The organism is Pseudomonas sichuanensis (assembly GCF_024749065.1).
Lineage (GTDB): Bacteria > Pseudomonadota > Gammaproteobacteria > Pseudomonadales > Pseudomonadaceae > Aquipseudomonas > Aquipseudomonas sichuanensis.
Map to the genome: position 1 here is coordinate 3000502 of NZ_CP087185.1, position 14303 is coordinate 3014804.

Sequence of the window (14303 nt, forward strand, 5' to 3'; positions counted from 1 at the left end):
GCCCTCACCCAATCTCCCGCCAGGCACCTGGTGGCCTTCCCCCAATCTTCACTCCACCCCCCTCTCGTCATACCGCAACAACCGCCCAGCATTCCCCAGCACCAACAAAGTACTGAAGTTGTGCAACACCGCCGCAATCATCGCCCCAGCCGCCCCCAACAACCCAAACGCGGCCGCCGCGATGATCCCCAGGGTCCAGCCCAGCCCGATCAGCACATTCCATTGCAGGGTACGCCGGCACAAGCGGCTCAGCCGAATACAGGTACCCAGCCGGCGCAGGTCGGGGTTGATCAGCACGATATCGGCCGCAGCCATGGCGATATCGCTGCCGCCCACGCCCATGGCCACACCGACCACCCCCGCCTTCAGCGCCAGGGAATCGTTGATGCCATCGCCCACCACCAGCGGCCGGAAACCAGCCTGCAGCTCCTGGTTGACGTGGTGCAGCTTGTCATGCGGCAACGCCTGGGCAACCACACTGCCGATCCCGGTTTGCCCGGCGACCGCATCGGCCACACTCTGCCGGTCGCCGGTCAGCAGCAGTTGCCGCCCCAACCCCAACTCGCGCAGTTGCGTCATGGCCTCGGCGGCTTCGGCGCGCAGGTTGTCGGCCAGCAGCAGCCAGGCCACGAAGTGGCCATCCAGGGCCAACCCGGCAATCGGCCCGTCATGGGCCGGCACTGCGGGCATGGCGATACCCAGTTGCTGGAACAGCTCCGGGCGCCCCAACGCGGCGTCGCCATCAGCGGTGCGGGCCAATACGCCGAACCCCTGGCGTTCGCGCAGATCGCTCAGGGCCAGCAGCCGATCATGGCTGACCAGCCCGGCCAAGGCGCGGCTGACCGGGTGGCTGCTGGCAGTGCCGAGGCTCGCCGCCAGGCGTTTGACCTTATCCTCAGGCCACGCCGATGCACTGCACAGTATCCGCTGCAGATGCAGGCTGCCGTGGGTGAGCGTGCCGGTCTTGTCGATCACCAGCGAGGTCAGGTCGGCAAGCTCCTCAAGAAACGCCGAGCCGCGGATCAGGATGCCGTGCCGCGCGGCAACGGCAATCCCGGCCACGGCAGTGGCCGGCGCCGACAGCACCAGCGCACAGGGGCAGGCGGCCACCAGAACGGCGAGCATGGCCTGGGCATCGGCGGTGATGAACCAGGTGGCAGCGGCGATCAGCAATACCAGCAGCAGATAACGCCCGGCATAACGTTCCAGCAAACGGGTGATTGGCGGTTTGGCCTGCTCGGCGCGCTGCATCAGGGCGATGACCTTGCCCAGTGTGGAATCGTCGCCGACGCGGGTGACTTCGATGCGCAACAGGCCATCGAGGTTGATCGCACCACCATGCACCGCCGCGCCAGCCTGCACATCCTGAGGGACGCCCTCACCGGTGATCGGCGCGGTGTCCAGGCTGGCATGGCCCTCCAGCACCCGGCCATCGGCCGGTATCCTGTCGCCGGCACGCACTTCGACCTGATCGCCCGGCACCAGGCTGGCATTGTCGACCTCGCGAACCTGGCCATCGGCGCCGATCAGACGCGCCTGGCTGCGGGTCAGCCGCCCCAGGGCCTCGATCGCCTCTTGCGAGCCGAGCACGCTGCGCTCTTCCAGCACATGGCCGAAGATCATGATGACCGGCAGCAGCGCGGCAGTGGCTAGGTCTCCGGTGGCCCAGGCGCCGAGCATGGCCAGGCCGATCAGTTGGTCGGTGATGCCATGCAGGCTCGGCTGGCGCAGGCTGAACCAGGCCGAGCGCAGCACCGGCACCGCCACCAGCAGCGAGGCGCAGCCCAGCAATAGCTGCGCCACGGTCTCCTGGGCCGGGGCCAGCCAACGCCAGGCCAGGCCCAACCCGAGCAGGCCGAGGGCGAGCATGGCCAGGGTCAGCTGGCGGGCGGCCTGGCGACGCTCGTCGCTGGACAACAGCCCTGCCGTTAGATGTACATGGCCGTGGTGGTGATGGTGATGGCCGTGGTGGTGAGTACTCATGGTTTCGGGCCTTCCAGGATCATGCGCCCGGCATCGCCGGGGTCGACGGTGGTCACGCTGCCCGCGTGGGACAGAATGGCGGGAACGCGCTCGCGGTACAGGCGCAGCAGCAGGTCCGGGCTCTGCTGACCGCCCAGGCCGACGATGGTCGCCGTGCTGGCCTGGGCGCCGGACACGCGCTCACGCCCCTCGGCCTCGGCCACCTGCTGGGTGTGGTCAGCAGCCTGGGTGGCCTGCTGCAACTGCCGCGCGGCGTCGTTGCGCGCGCTGGCGATCGCCTGCTCCGCCTGCTGGCTGGCGGTGAGCACGGCATTGAAGGCGTTAACAGCCGCCAAGGGCAGTGAGGACTGCACATCCACCCGCACCACCTCGATGCCCAGCTCGCCGCCGGCCGCCTTGAGCGCCGCCAGGCGCTGGTTGATGCCCTGCTGCAGGTCGCCCCGCAAGCGCTCACGGCGCTCGGCAACGCCGCTGTCGGCGCCGACCAGTTCGGGGCGGGCCACCAGGATCGCGTCCATGTCGCGAGAGGCGCAGACCTGCACCGCGCTGCGCTCGACCAGGCGCTCCAGCGCTGGCAGCACATGCTCGCCCTGACGGGTGAAGGCATAAGGCTCGTTGACTGTGTAGAACACCCGCACGTCCAGTTGCACCATGCCCGCGTCACCGCTGAGCAGGTAGCCCGAGCCCGCCGTGGCATCGCCGGCCAGCTTGCCGTCCAGGTCGGCCTTGCGCGCCAGCTCCGAGCGCAGCAGCAGCTCGATCCGGCGCTCGCTTATCCGGTCGGCCGACGGCAGCATCAGCACCTGCTCGAACGGCCGCGGCCAGGCCAGCAGCAAACCGGCGTTCTGGACCCGTGACTCGGCGCCCAGGCGCAGCACCACCGCACGGTTCTCCGGGCCTATTTCGCGAACATTGCCGAACAGCCAGCCCAGCGCCGCCAGCAGGGTGACCGCATACAGTGCGATAAAACCGACGCCGCCGGCCTGCAGCCAGGCGCTACCTCGCGGGTTAGTCATGGGCATGCCCCGCCGGCAGTGCCGGGCCGTCCACCAGCACGCGGAACGGCGCCGCGTCGGTGCGCAGCACCAGGCGAGTGTTGGGCGTCACCAACGTGCCGAGGGTGTCGAGCGAGCGCAGCAGCCGGTACAGCTCAGGGGCACCGGCATAGGCCTTGGCGTAGGTCTGTGCCGCCTCGACCTGGGCCTGGGCCTGGATTTGCGCGGCCTTGACGCTGGCGTCGGCCTCGAGGATGCGGGCGTCGCGCTCGGCCGCCGAGCGAATTTCGGCCGCCTTGCGCTTGCCTTCGGCGGTGCGCTCGGTGGCGATGGTCTCGCGCTCGGCACGCATGCGGTCGACGGTGGCCTCGAGGGTCACCTTGGGCAGGGTCAGCCGCTCGATGCCCACCTGCACCACCTTGATGCCGTAGGTGTGCGCCAGTTGGTCGGCGATCTGCTGCTGCAAACGCTGTTCGAAGGCATCGATACGTACGCGGCTGGCGTCCACGTTCACCAGGTCGGCCAGCTCGAAGCCACTGGCACTGGTTTCCAGTGCCGAGCCCACCAGGGTGCGGATCTGCCGCGCCGCTTCGTCGGGCTGGTTCTGCACGGCGCGCATGAAGCGCTGGATGCTCTGCGGGTCGGCCGCCACCTGCCAGGCGATATAGGCCTGCACGATGATCCGCAGGCCATCGCGGGTACCGACGTCCTGCAGGCCGCTGGAGGTGGTGCGCAGGCGCAGGTCGACCGGCACCGCCGCTTCGAACGGCACCGGCCAGCGCCAGGCAAGGCCCGGTTCCAGCAGCACCCGCGAGGGGTTGCCGAAACGGGTGATGACGGTGGCCTCGCCGACCCGGACCTGCACCAGGCTGGCAGTCGCGGCGAGCAGCAGCACCAGCAGCGCGGCGATCAACATTCGGCGCCGGACGGGGCCGACCGGCGCCTGGTCAGCAGGTGAATGGTCATGGTCATGGTCGCAGCCATGGTGGTCGTGGGCGGCATGGGTGCTCTGGCTCACTTGGCGTGCTCCTGGTTGCGGCTACTGGAGGTTGATACCGCTGGGTCCACCGGCAGTGCATAGCTGCGCAGGTCCAGGGTCGGCGCCTGGGCTGCGCCCAGGCGGTGGTCGATGATCAGGCTGTGGGCACCGGCCAGCCCTTGGCTCAGTCGGCTCAAGTACTGTTCCAGGACGAAGGCCTGGCCAGCACCGGCCCAGGCCGCCTGTTCGGCATCGAACACCAGCGCCGCGGCCTGGGCCTTGGCCCGGGTTTCATGGGCGCCGGCGCTGGCCGAGTCGGCGGCCAGGCTGGCGGCTTGGCGGGCAAGGCTGGCCTGCTGTGCGGCCTGGCCACGATCACGGGCGATCAAGGCATCGGCATTGATCTGCGCGGCCTGCACGCCGTGGTAGGCATTGGCCGCACCGGCAGGCGGATGGATCGCCTCGATCGCCGTGGCCAGGATCTCCACCCCGCTGTCGAGCCGATCGAGATCGGCCTGCACCGCCCTGCCGATATCCTGGCCCAGGGCTTCGCGCGCTTCGCCCAGCACGCCGTCGAGCGAGCGCCCGGCAAAGTCGTGTACCAGCACCCGGTTGGCGACGCTGCGCAGCAACTGCTCGATATCGCTGCTGTGGTAGGTGGCGGCCAGCGCCGCAGCGTCACTCAGGCCGATGCGATAGATGAAGCGCACGTCCATGTTGACGATCTGGAAGCTCTGCGCGCCGCCATCGCTGCCCGCGATCACCTGGGCGTTCTCGCTGAGGTGGGTGGCATCCCACAAGCGGTTGGCGCCCACGGGCGCAGGCCCCTCGGCAGCGGCCAGAGGCTCGGCGGCGGCAGCGTCGCCGGTGCTGGCCAACTCGTGCAGCGTACCGTTGTCCACCCGCACGACCTTGCCGAGCGGCCAGGGCAGCCCCAGGTGCAACCCGGGTTGATAGACCTGCACCGGGTTGCCGAAGCGTTCATACACGCCGCGCCCGTCCATGGGCACTTCGACCACCCCGGTGAGCAGCCAGCCGGCCAGGCCGACCAGTGCCAGCACCGGCAACAAGGCGCGACGCATGAAGCCGAAGGCCCAAATTTGCTGCAGGTCGATGCCCAGGCGCTGGTGCAACTCGCCCTGCAGGTAGGCCAGCGGTCGTGGCGGCCATTGCAACGCTCCGGCCACCAGACTGCGCGCCAGCCACTGTGGTTCGCGGCGTGGATGGCGCGGGCTGAACACCGCCAGGACGGCCCGCAACATCAACTCGATGGCCAGCAGGCCAGGCAGCAGGCCGATCAGCACCGCCAGGCGTGCCGGCCACAGCCGCTCGCCGTCGGCGAACGCCAGGCAAGCAATAGACAGCACCAGCACAGCGATCAGCAGCCGCAACTGTGCCGCCAGCGCCGCAGCTTCGGGCCATGCATTGCCGTCGCTGCTGGCCAGATGGCGCTCGACGACTACCAGCCCGAAAGCCAGCAACGCCCATGTACCCACCGTCACCCAGCTCGCCTGGCTGGCCAGGGTGGCAGCCGGAAGATCGAACCGCCAATGCGCCTGCACCAGCAGCAACGCCAGCAGTGCCAGGCCGAACAGCCACAGTGCGTCGCCGCCAATGCGCTGCAACTGCCTAAGGCACAGCGCGCCCAGCCGCTCGAGCCAGCGCTCGTAAGGGCTGAGCAGTTCCGGGTCGCCCTCCTCCTGGCCGGCTTTGCGCAAGAACGCCAGCTGCGCGCAGGGCTGGCCGATGGCGGCGGCACGCCAGCCGGCAACGTCCCAGGCCGCCTGGCTGCTGGCGGCCACCAGCAACCAGGCGGCGGCATTGATGCTCAGCAAGGGCGCCCAATATGAAGCGGGCGCGAACAACCCGACGAAGAATGCCAGCCCGCCCAGCAAGACAGCCGCCACCGCCGCGCTGTAAACCAGCAGCCTCAGGCGGCGTGCCTGCGTGAGTGCTTGCTGGAAGCGCGCAATCCCCTGCAGGTCCAGGCCAGGGCTATCCAGGTTGACGCTCATGAAGACTCCAAAGACTCAAGGGTGCATGGCCGCAAGGTGGTCACCCGCCCGGCATGCTGTGGCAGATTCAAGGCATGGTTAATTTCGTTATGTTATAGCAACGCCAGTGAAAAAATTGTGAGGAAATATTTCATCGATTTCATCGAGCAGAGCGCCCCTCGCATTTTTTTCACATCCGCCTCACCGTCTCCCGACATTCGCCTGCATAAAGTGCCGCCACTCGCGATGCCTGTGTCCCAGTGCCGCTGCATCCAACATTGCTCACCCTCGGAGTGACTGCATGCTGCAAGGCACCCTCGTCAAACCCTCATCCCTGAAGCCGCCCCGGCGCTTTCGGCTCTCCCCCAGGGCATTGCTTGCCGGTCTGTGCGTGGCGTTGACCCTGACTGCGGGCGTGTCTTTTGCCTCTCGCACCCAGGTACGCGACCTCGGCAGCGAGCGACAAATGAGCCGCAGCGGTACCTATGCAGCCTGGGCCAAGGGCTCGACCATCGTCCTGGTGCGTCACGCCGAACGCTGCGACCGCTCCCATGCCGCCTGCCTGAGCGACCCCGCCGGCATCACCGAGGACGGCAGCCGCGCCGCTGTCGGTGTGGGCCTTGGGCTCGAGCGGCTGGGGCTGCAGGACAGCGATATCCTGGCCAGCCCCGAGGTGCGTACCCGGCAGACGGCAGGCTTCATGTTCGGCAAGAACATCACCACCCAGGACTGGCTGGCTCGTTGCGATGCGACCTTCGCCAGCGCGGTGTTCGACCACAAGCGGCCCGGCCATAACCTGGTGCTGGTGACCCACAGTGGCTGCATCGACCAGCTCGAGCGGCAACTGGGCGTAGCTGGCGGCGAACGCAGCAGCGGTTATGCAAGTGCCTTGTTCCTGTCGCTCGACAGTGCCGGCAAACCACAGCTTCTTGGCCAGATGAACGCCACCCAGTGGCGCAACCTGGCCCCTGGCAAAGGGGTGTGACCATGCAGCTTTCCATGCGCACGCGCTTCTACCTCAACAACCTGGCCTTCCCGCTGTTGCTGGCGGTGCTGGTGTTCGTGCTGTTCGACCTGACCGAGCTGGACCGCTGGATCAGCAACCTGCTGCTGGATGCCAACGGGCAGTTCGTCTTCGCGCACAACGCGCTGTTCGAGAAACTCACCCACAAGTGGCCGCGAATCCTGCCGGACTGGACGGGTGAACTGGCGGTGATCGGGGTGCTGCTGTCGCTGCTGTGGCCGCTGGCCTCGCGCTCGGCCCGTGCCACCGGCTTGCTGGAGGCGGTGCGCATCGCCCCGGTGATGCGCTGGAGCACCCGCTATCGCCGCGACCTGTGGTTCGTGGTGGTCGCGTTCGGCCTGTGCACCATGGTCATCCACTACCTCAAGAGCCACACCGGGGTGTACTGCCCGGTGGAAACCACGCTGTATGGCGGCACCGAGGCGCGCTACGAATGGTTCGACCAGTTCAACGGGCTGGACCGCGCTGGCCCCGGCCGTTGCTGGCCCGGCGGGCACGCCTCCAGCGGCTTCACCCTGCTGGCGCTGTACTTCATCGCCCTGCGCCATCGCTGGGTGCATGCGCGCAAGTTGCTGGTGGCGATCCTGCTGGTGGGCATGTTCTACGGCACCACCCGGGTGCTGCAGGGCTGGCACTACATGTCACATACCTTCTGGGCCGGCATTTTCGTCTGGCTGACCAGTTGGAGCACCGCGCTGCTGTTCTATGGCCGCCCGGCCTTGCAGGCAGCGCCGCAGGCAAGGCTCAGTAATCGCCCCGCTTGCGAAACGCCCAGCGCCCTGCAATCAACGTAAAGGTCACCACCAGCGCCACCAGTACCCAGAAGCCGTGGGGGTCGTCCGACAGCGGCACGCCCCCGACGTTCATGCCGAAAAAGCCGGCGATGATATTGATCGGCAGTGCCAGCACGGTGACCACGGTAAGGGTGAACAGGGTGCGGTTGTTCTCTTCGGTGAGCTTGGCGGCAATCTCTTCTTGCAGCAGCTTGATCCGCTCGACCAGGCTGGTGAGGTCGCTGATGATCACCGAAAACTCTTCAGTAGAGGCCCGCAACTGGCGGATATCCTCTTCGTGCAACCATTCGGGCGGGCGGTTCAGCAGCCGCAGCAGCGAGCCCGGCTCCAGTGCCAGCAGGCGCTGCAGGCGTACCAGCACGCGGCGCAGGCTGCCCAGCTCGGCGCGGTTGTCGCTCAGGCGCAGCGACAGCAACTGGTCCTCGATGCGGTCGATCTTCAAGGTGGTTTCGCGCAGCACCCGGGTCAGCAGGTCGCCCTGATCGCGCACCAGGTGCACCAGCAACTCCACCGTCGAACCGAACCCCTCGCCGCGCTTTACCGATGAGCGCAGCTCGTCCACCGAGTGCAGCGGCTGCAAGCGTGCGCTGACCAGCAAGCGGCTGCGTGCACAGGCCCACAAGGTGGAAACGTCGGACGACATCACGCCATAGCTGAACACCAGGTCGTTGACCACCGCCAGCAAGGCACTGTCGGTGTGCTCGATACGCGTGGAGCGCGACCCTTCGCGCAGGGTTTCGAAAAAGGTTTCGGGCAGGTCCAGGTGGCTCTTCATCCAGCGCTCGCAGGCGGCGTGGGCAAGGTTCAGGTGCAGCCAGAGGAACTGCTCGTCGGCTGGCGCCTGCAAATGTGCCATGGCCTGTGCCGAGTCGAGCTCGCGGCCGGGCTGGCCCGGGCGGAACAGGTACGCATAGAGCAAGCCGTGCAGGTCGGTTTCGGGGTTTTGCGGATTGGCGGGGAGCATGCGGCGGGGCGACCTCGGCGAGTCCCGATTCAGAGAGGGTCATATTAGGTAACGTCACATGACAGTCACGTGACGTTTTCGCTGAAGGCCTCGGCTGTTGCAGCCGACGCCCATGGACCTGGCACGCTCGTCACAACTGGCATTCGGTATGCCAAAATTTCTGGTAATGGGAATTGTTACCAGATAATATCGCGACGCTTTAACACCCCTCCCGTGCCCCTTTCCAGGACCTGAACCCATGCGTTACAGGATTGTGTCGCTGTGCCTGCTCCACGCCGCTCCGATGTTCAGCTGGGCCGCGCCAGCGCCGCTCGAAACCAGCACCGGCATTCAGCTTGAAGCCGTGAACATCAATGCCGATGCCGCCGACTACGAGCGGGCCGACGGCCCGGTCGAAGGTTACCGCGCCACCCGTTCGGCCAGCGCCACCCGCACCGACACTGCCCTGCACGAAACCCCACAGTCGGTCAGCGTGGTGCCCAAGGATGTGCTGGAAGACACCGGCGCCACCCGCCTGCAGGACGCCCTCGACTACGCCGGCGGCATTGGCCGGGCCAACAACTTCGGCGGTCAGGGCCTGACCACCTTCACCGTGCGCGGCTTCACCACAGGAGAGTTCTACCGCAACGGCTTCCCGATCAACCGCGGCTACCCCAATGCCCCGGACGCCAACACCGTCGAGCGCCTGGAAGTGCTGCGCGGCCCCGCCACCGCCCTGTACGGCCGTGGCGACCCCGGCGGCACCTTCAACGTGGTCAGCAAGCAACCCTTGCCCGAATCCAAGGTCACCCTGGGCAGCCAGTTCGATGACCAAGGCATGCACCGCGCAACCCTCGACGCCACCGGCCCGTTGAGCCAGGACGGTAGCCTGGCCTACCGCCTGAATGTGCTTGGCGAGGGCGGCGAGAGCTTCCGTGACGACGTCCAGAGCGAGCGTTACGACGTCGCCCCGGTACTCAGCTGGCAGGTCAACGACAGCACCAAAATCGTCTTCGAGGGCGATTTCATGCGTAACAACCACCCCCTCGACCGTGGCCTGACCCGCTACGGCACCCAGACCGGCAGCGCCTCGCGCGACACCTACATCTGGGAAAAAGGCAGCGACAACCTGCTGCACAACGACAACAACATGGCCCAACTGCGCTTCGAGCACCTGCTCAACGACAACTGGACCCTGGCCGGCGGCATGCAGTGGCTCGACGGCACCCTGCAGGGCAACGCCGTGGAGGCCAACAAGGCACCGGCCGACGGCCACACCCTGCAGCGCAACTTCAACTACCGCAAGCTGGAGTGGACCGACCGTGACTACCAGCTCAACCTCACCGGCCACTTCGACACCGGCGCGTTCAGCCACACCCTGCTGACCGGCATCGAGTACGAAGACTATGACTACCGCTCGATCATCCAGCGCTCGTCGGCCACCGACGGCACCTACCCGATCGATATCTACCACCCGGTGCTGGGCCAGCCGCGCCCTGCCCTGACCCGCACCACCACCCACGACCAGGAAAACCTCAAGACCTGGGCCTGGTTCGTCCAGGACCAGGTGGCCCTGACCGAGCGCCTGAAGGCACTGGCGGGTGTGCGCCTGGAGCGCTTCGAGCATGACTACGACAATTACCTGCCGGGCGCCAAGGGCTGGCAGGCGGCCGACAATGCCGTCACCCCGCGTTTCGGCCTGCTCTACGACCTGACCGACACGGTTGCCGTCTACGCCAACACGGCGCGCTCGTTCAAGCCCAATACCGGTGCCAGCCGCCAGGGCGACGGCTTCGATCCGGAAAAAGGCAAGTCGTACGAACTGGGGATGAAGTGGGAGGCATTGGAGCGCCAGTTGAGCGTCGACGCGGCGATCTACCACATCGTCAAGGAGAACGTGCTGACCCGCGACCCGGCCGACCCCAACTACAGCCTGGCCGCCGGCGAAGTGCGCAGCCGCGGCCTGGACCTCAACGTGGCCGGCAACATCACCCCTGAGTGGCGGGTGATCGGCGGTTATGCCTATGTCGATGCCGAAGTGACCAAGGACAACCGCCTGCCCAGCGGCACGCGCCTGGCCAACATCCCGCGCAACAGTTTCAGCCTGCTCAATACCTACGAGTTCCAGGACGGACTGGCCAAAGGACTGGGGCTCGGTGTGGGGCTCAAGTATGTGGATGACCGCAATGGCCAGACCGAGGCGGTGACTTATACCATGGAGCAGTACAGCGTGGTTGACCTGTTGAGCTACTACAAGGTCAACGAGCATGTGCGCCTGAACCTGGATGTGAAGAACGTGTTCAACAAGGGGTATGACGAAGGGGCGTTCAATACCTATGCGTATCCAGGTGCGCCGCGCACGGTGCAGGCTGGGGTTGCTTACACCTTCTAAGAGCTTTGCGGTTGGGCGAGCAGGTGTCCGCCGCAAGAGTTGCAGCGCCTATCAGATCGAGCGCCGCCCGCGCGGCGCATCGCTGGCAAGCCAGCTCCCACATCTGTTTCGGGCCAGTCACTCCTGTGATTTCACCACTGTCCGCCTTGTTGGTTCGACTCGGTATTAGAAGTGGGCACCGCTGGCGCCTCGCCCGACTTGAGACATGCACCAAGGCGGGCAGCGGTACTTCCACAGACATAACTGGCCCGAAACAGATGTGGGAGCTGGCTTGCCAGCGATGCGCCGCGCGGGCGGCGCTCGATCTTGAGAGCGCTGCAAAGCTGTCGCCAAGCACCTGCCGGCCCCCACTCGGTATCAGTCAGAAACCCTCGAACCACCATCCCTGACAACCGGTACTTGTAACTGCGTATTACAAACTACGCTCAACTATCAAAGCGGCAATCGCCGCGCCACGGGCCATCGGCCTTCGAAGGATCGTGCTCCAGGACCCTGCCAGACGACTGGCGGGCCGCCACCCCGGCGGCCGAGGTCCACCGGCTGTGGCCTTCCCTGCAAGCAAACGCAGGCAACGCTGAGCGGAGATCACTATGCAGTTGAAAAAAATCGTGTGGATGCTGGCCATCGGCGGCGTGCTCTCGGCATCGTCCGTGCTGCTGCCGGACAACCTGGGCGCATTTTCCAGCGCCATGGCGAAGGACGGTGGAGGCGGAGGCGGAGGTGGTGGCGGCCATGGCGGGGGTGGTGGCGGTGGAGGCCATGGAGGTGGCGGAGGCGGAGGCGGAGGCGGCCACGGCGGAGGGGGTAGCGGTGGCGGTGGGCATGGCGGCAGTGGCGGTGGCCACGGCAGCGGTAGTGGCGGTGGCAGCGGTGGCTCAGGCCATGGCGGCTCGGCAGGCGGCCATGGCGCCGACGATGGCGGTAACCACGATGCCGGAGGCCTGCATGGTGTCGGCCACGGTGCCGATGACGGGGCCAACCATGATGCCGGCGAAGCCCATGGTGTCGGCCACGGCGCGGACGACGGGGCCAACCATGACGCCGGCGAAGCCCACGGTGTCGGCCACGGTGCCGACGACGGCGCCAATCACGATGTCGGTGACGACCGCGGCGGCACCTGACGCCTGGCACTCTCCGCACAGGTGTCTGTCCGGCACCTGTGCGGCTTCTCCCGCCAAGCCTGGCATGCTAGCCTCCCCGCGCCCCGCGCCTGCGGGGAAGGAAAGCCGTCATGTCAAGGAGTCAGGCAATGGACCTGCAGTTTCTGGGCACCTCCTCCGGTGTGCCCACCAAGGCCCGCAACGTCAGCGCCACCGCTGTCATCGAATCCACCGGCCACGGTTGGTATCTGGTCGATTGCGGCGAGGGTACCCAGCACCAGTTGCTGCACAGCCCGCTTTCCATGCGGGACCTGCGCGGGATTTTCATCACCCACGTGCATGGCGACCACTGCTTCGGCCTGCCCGGCCTGCTGGCCAGCGCCGGCATGAGCGGGCGCCAGGAGCCATTGCCGCTGGTCCTGCCCGACGCCCTGCTTGGCTGGGTGCGCCAGAGCCTGGCGGTGAGCGAGACCTTCCTGCCGTTCGAATTGCAGCTGCAGGCGCTGGAAACCTTCAAAGGCTTCAGCGCCGGCAATGTCGAGGTGAGCACGATCGAGCTGTCGCACCGCGTGCCCTCCTGGGGCTACGTGTTCGATGAGCGCGACCCCGCACCGCGGCTGGATACCGCCCGCCTGAAGGCCGACGGTATCCCGGCCGGGCCGCTTTGGGGGCAACTGGCCCATGGCCTGGCCGTCACCCATGAGGGCCGCACCCTCGAGCCTCGTGATTACCTGCAACCCACGCGCGCCCCGCAACGGATCATCGTCTGCGGTGACAACGACCGCCCCGAACTGCTTGCCGAACTGGCCCAGGGCGTCGATGTGCTGGTACACGAAGCCACCTTCACCCAGCCGGTGGTCGAGCGCAGCCAGACCACTTTCGGCCACAGCACCGCAGCGCAGGTGGCGCGTTTTGCCAACGCCGCGGGTGTGAAGAACCTGGTGCTGACCCACTTCAGTGCCCGTTACCAGCCCACGGCCAACGGCCGTGGCAACTCGATCGCCGAAGTGCGCGAGGAAGCAATGGCGCATTACAGCGGCCACCTGACCCTGGCGCAGGACCTGCAGCGCTATCACCTCGGGCGTGACGGCCGGCTCGAAGCGCTGGACAAGGCCTGAGGCCAGCCCAGGCCCCTGCTTCAGTAGCGCTCGCCGACCATCTTGAACGGGTAAGGCTGCGACTTGTACTTGCCGATCTTGCCGCGCTTGGGCAGCTCGATCTTCTGCTTGTGGCTGAGGTCCTTGTACGGGACCTGCTGCAGCAGGTGACTGATGATGTTCAGCCGCGCCTTGCGCTTGTCCTCGGAGCGGGCCATGAACCACGGTGCCCAGGACGAGTCGGAGGCGGCGAACATGTCGTCGCGGGCGCGGGTGTACTCGTCCCAACGGTTGTACGACTTGAGGTCCATGGGTGACAGCTTCCACAGCTTGCGCCCGTCGTCGATGCGGTCCTGCAGGCGGCGGGTCTGCTCTTCGGCGCTGACCTCCAGCCAGTACTTGAGCAGGATGATCCCCGACTCGACCATCATCCGCTCGAACATCGGCACCACGGTCAGGAACTTGTGTGACTGTTCATCCGTGCAAAAGCCCATTACCCGCTCGACACCGGCGCGGTTGTACCAGCTGCGGTCGAAGATCACCACTTCACCGGCGGCCGGCAAATGGGTGAGGTAGCGCTGGGCGTAGATCTGGGTCTTCTCGCGTTCGGTCGGCGCCGGCAGCGCCACTACGCGGAACACCCGGGGGCTGACGCGCTCGGTGATGGCCTTGATGGTGCCGCCCTTGCCGGCGCCATCGCGGCCTTCGAAGATGATGCACACCTTGAGGCCCTTCTCCACCACCCACTGCTGCAGTTTGACCAGCTCCACGTGCAGCTTCTTCAGTTCGCTCTCATAGTCTTTGCGCCCGAGCTTCCCGGTGTCGTTACCTTTGTTTTTCTTGCCCGCAACCTTGGCCATCGTCTGCTCCCCTGTGCCAACCGCTGAATGCCGCGGCGCTGCCGTGGCGGATCAGAGCAGTATGGATGAGCCTCGGCGATTTGCCGGGCGGGCTGCCGGCATGTCCACTTGCCACGATTGCGGCCGCTCTGGCCCGCGGGTT

General features: G+C 66.7%; 11 protein-coding genes. 5 read left to right on the forward strand and 6 right to left on the reverse strand.

The features are described from left to right. Positions 1–48: 48 nt before the first annotated feature. From LOY51_RS13585 to hflK (LOY51_RS13600), 4 genes are read right to left on the reverse strand one after another with little or no spacing between them, the layout of a single operon-like run. Positions 49–1983: a heavy metal translocating P-type ATPase gene (locus LOY51_RS13585; RefSeq protein WP_258641629.1), complete on the reverse strand. Its 1935-nt coding sequence runs from the start codon at positions 1981–1983 to the stop codon at positions 49–51. Further along, complete coding sequence (gene hflK, locus LOY51_RS13590; protein WP_223811920.1) at positions 1980–2999, reverse strand: protease modulator HflK; 1020 nt, start codon at positions 2997–2999, stop codon at positions 1980–1982. Before hflK (LOY51_RS13590) ends, LOY51_RS13585 begins: the two co-directional genes overlap by 4 nt. Beyond that, positions 2992–3996, reverse strand: a complete 1005-nt coding sequence (gene hflC, locus LOY51_RS13595; RefSeq protein ID WP_374046844.1) for a protease modulator HflC — start codon at positions 3994–3996, stop codon at positions 2992–2994. The genes hflK (LOY51_RS13590) and hflC overlap by 8 nt, the downstream gene beginning before the upstream one ends. Further along, complete coding sequence (gene hflK, locus LOY51_RS13600) at positions 3993–5972, reverse strand: protease modulator HflK (protein WP_258641632.1); 1980 nt, start codon at positions 5970–5972, stop codon at positions 3993–3995. Before hflK (LOY51_RS13600) ends, hflC begins: the two co-directional genes overlap by 4 nt. A 280-nt stretch (positions 5973–6252) precedes the next feature. Between hflK (LOY51_RS13600) and pmrG the strand changes: the two genes are divergently transcribed. Then, positions 6253–6936: a lipopolysaccharide core heptose(II)-phosphate phosphatase PmrG gene (gene pmrG / locus LOY51_RS13605; RefSeq protein ID WP_125464102.1), complete on the forward strand. Its 684-nt coding sequence runs from the start codon at positions 6253–6255 to the stop codon at positions 6934–6936. 2 nt (positions 6937–6938) lie between these two features. Further along, positions 6939–7769 carry a phosphatase PAP2 family protein gene (locus tag LOY51_RS13610; RefSeq protein WP_125464103.1) on the forward strand — a complete coding sequence of 277 codons (831 nt, stop codon included), beginning with the start codon at positions 6939–6941 and terminating at the stop codon, positions 7767–7769. Here LOY51_RS13610 and LOY51_RS13615 read toward each other — a convergent pair. After that, positions 7720–8733 (reverse strand): transporter, encoded by a 1014-nt coding sequence (locus LOY51_RS13615; RefSeq protein ID WP_125858644.1) that lies wholly within the window; start codon positions 8731–8733, stop codon positions 7720–7722. The two genes, LOY51_RS13610 and LOY51_RS13615, sit on opposite strands and share 50 nt — an antisense overlap. Positions 8734–8971: 238 nt before the next feature. On the opposite strand from LOY51_RS13615, the gene LOY51_RS13620 reads away from it, so the two are divergent. The 3 genes from LOY51_RS13620 to LOY51_RS13630 all read left to right on the forward strand — a co-directional run bounded on the left by LOY51_RS13620 (position 8972) and on the right by LOY51_RS13630 (position 13322). Next, complete coding sequence (locus LOY51_RS13620; protein WP_258641634.1) at positions 8972–11104, forward strand: TonB-dependent siderophore receptor; 2133 nt, start codon at positions 8972–8974, stop codon at positions 11102–11104. Between the two features lie 590 nt (positions 11105–11694). Next, positions 11695–12225 carry a hypothetical protein gene (locus LOY51_RS13625; RefSeq protein ID WP_258641636.1) on the forward strand — a complete coding sequence of 177 codons (531 nt, stop codon included), beginning with the start codon at positions 11695–11697 and terminating at the stop codon, positions 12223–12225. 128 nt (positions 12226–12353) lie between these two features. Further along, complete coding sequence (locus LOY51_RS13630; RefSeq protein WP_125858647.1) at positions 12354–13322, forward strand: ribonuclease Z; 969 nt, start codon at positions 12354–12356, stop codon at positions 13320–13322. Between the two features lie 20 nt (positions 13323–13342). Here the strand turns inward: LOY51_RS13630 and ppk2 are convergent, their stop codons facing one another. Then, positions 13343–14161 carry a polyphosphate kinase 2 gene (gene ppk2, locus LOY51_RS13635; protein ID WP_258641637.1) on the reverse strand — a complete coding sequence of 273 codons (819 nt, stop codon included), beginning with the start codon at positions 14159–14161 and terminating at the stop codon, positions 13343–13345. Between the last annotated feature and the right edge of the window lie 142 nt (positions 14162–14303).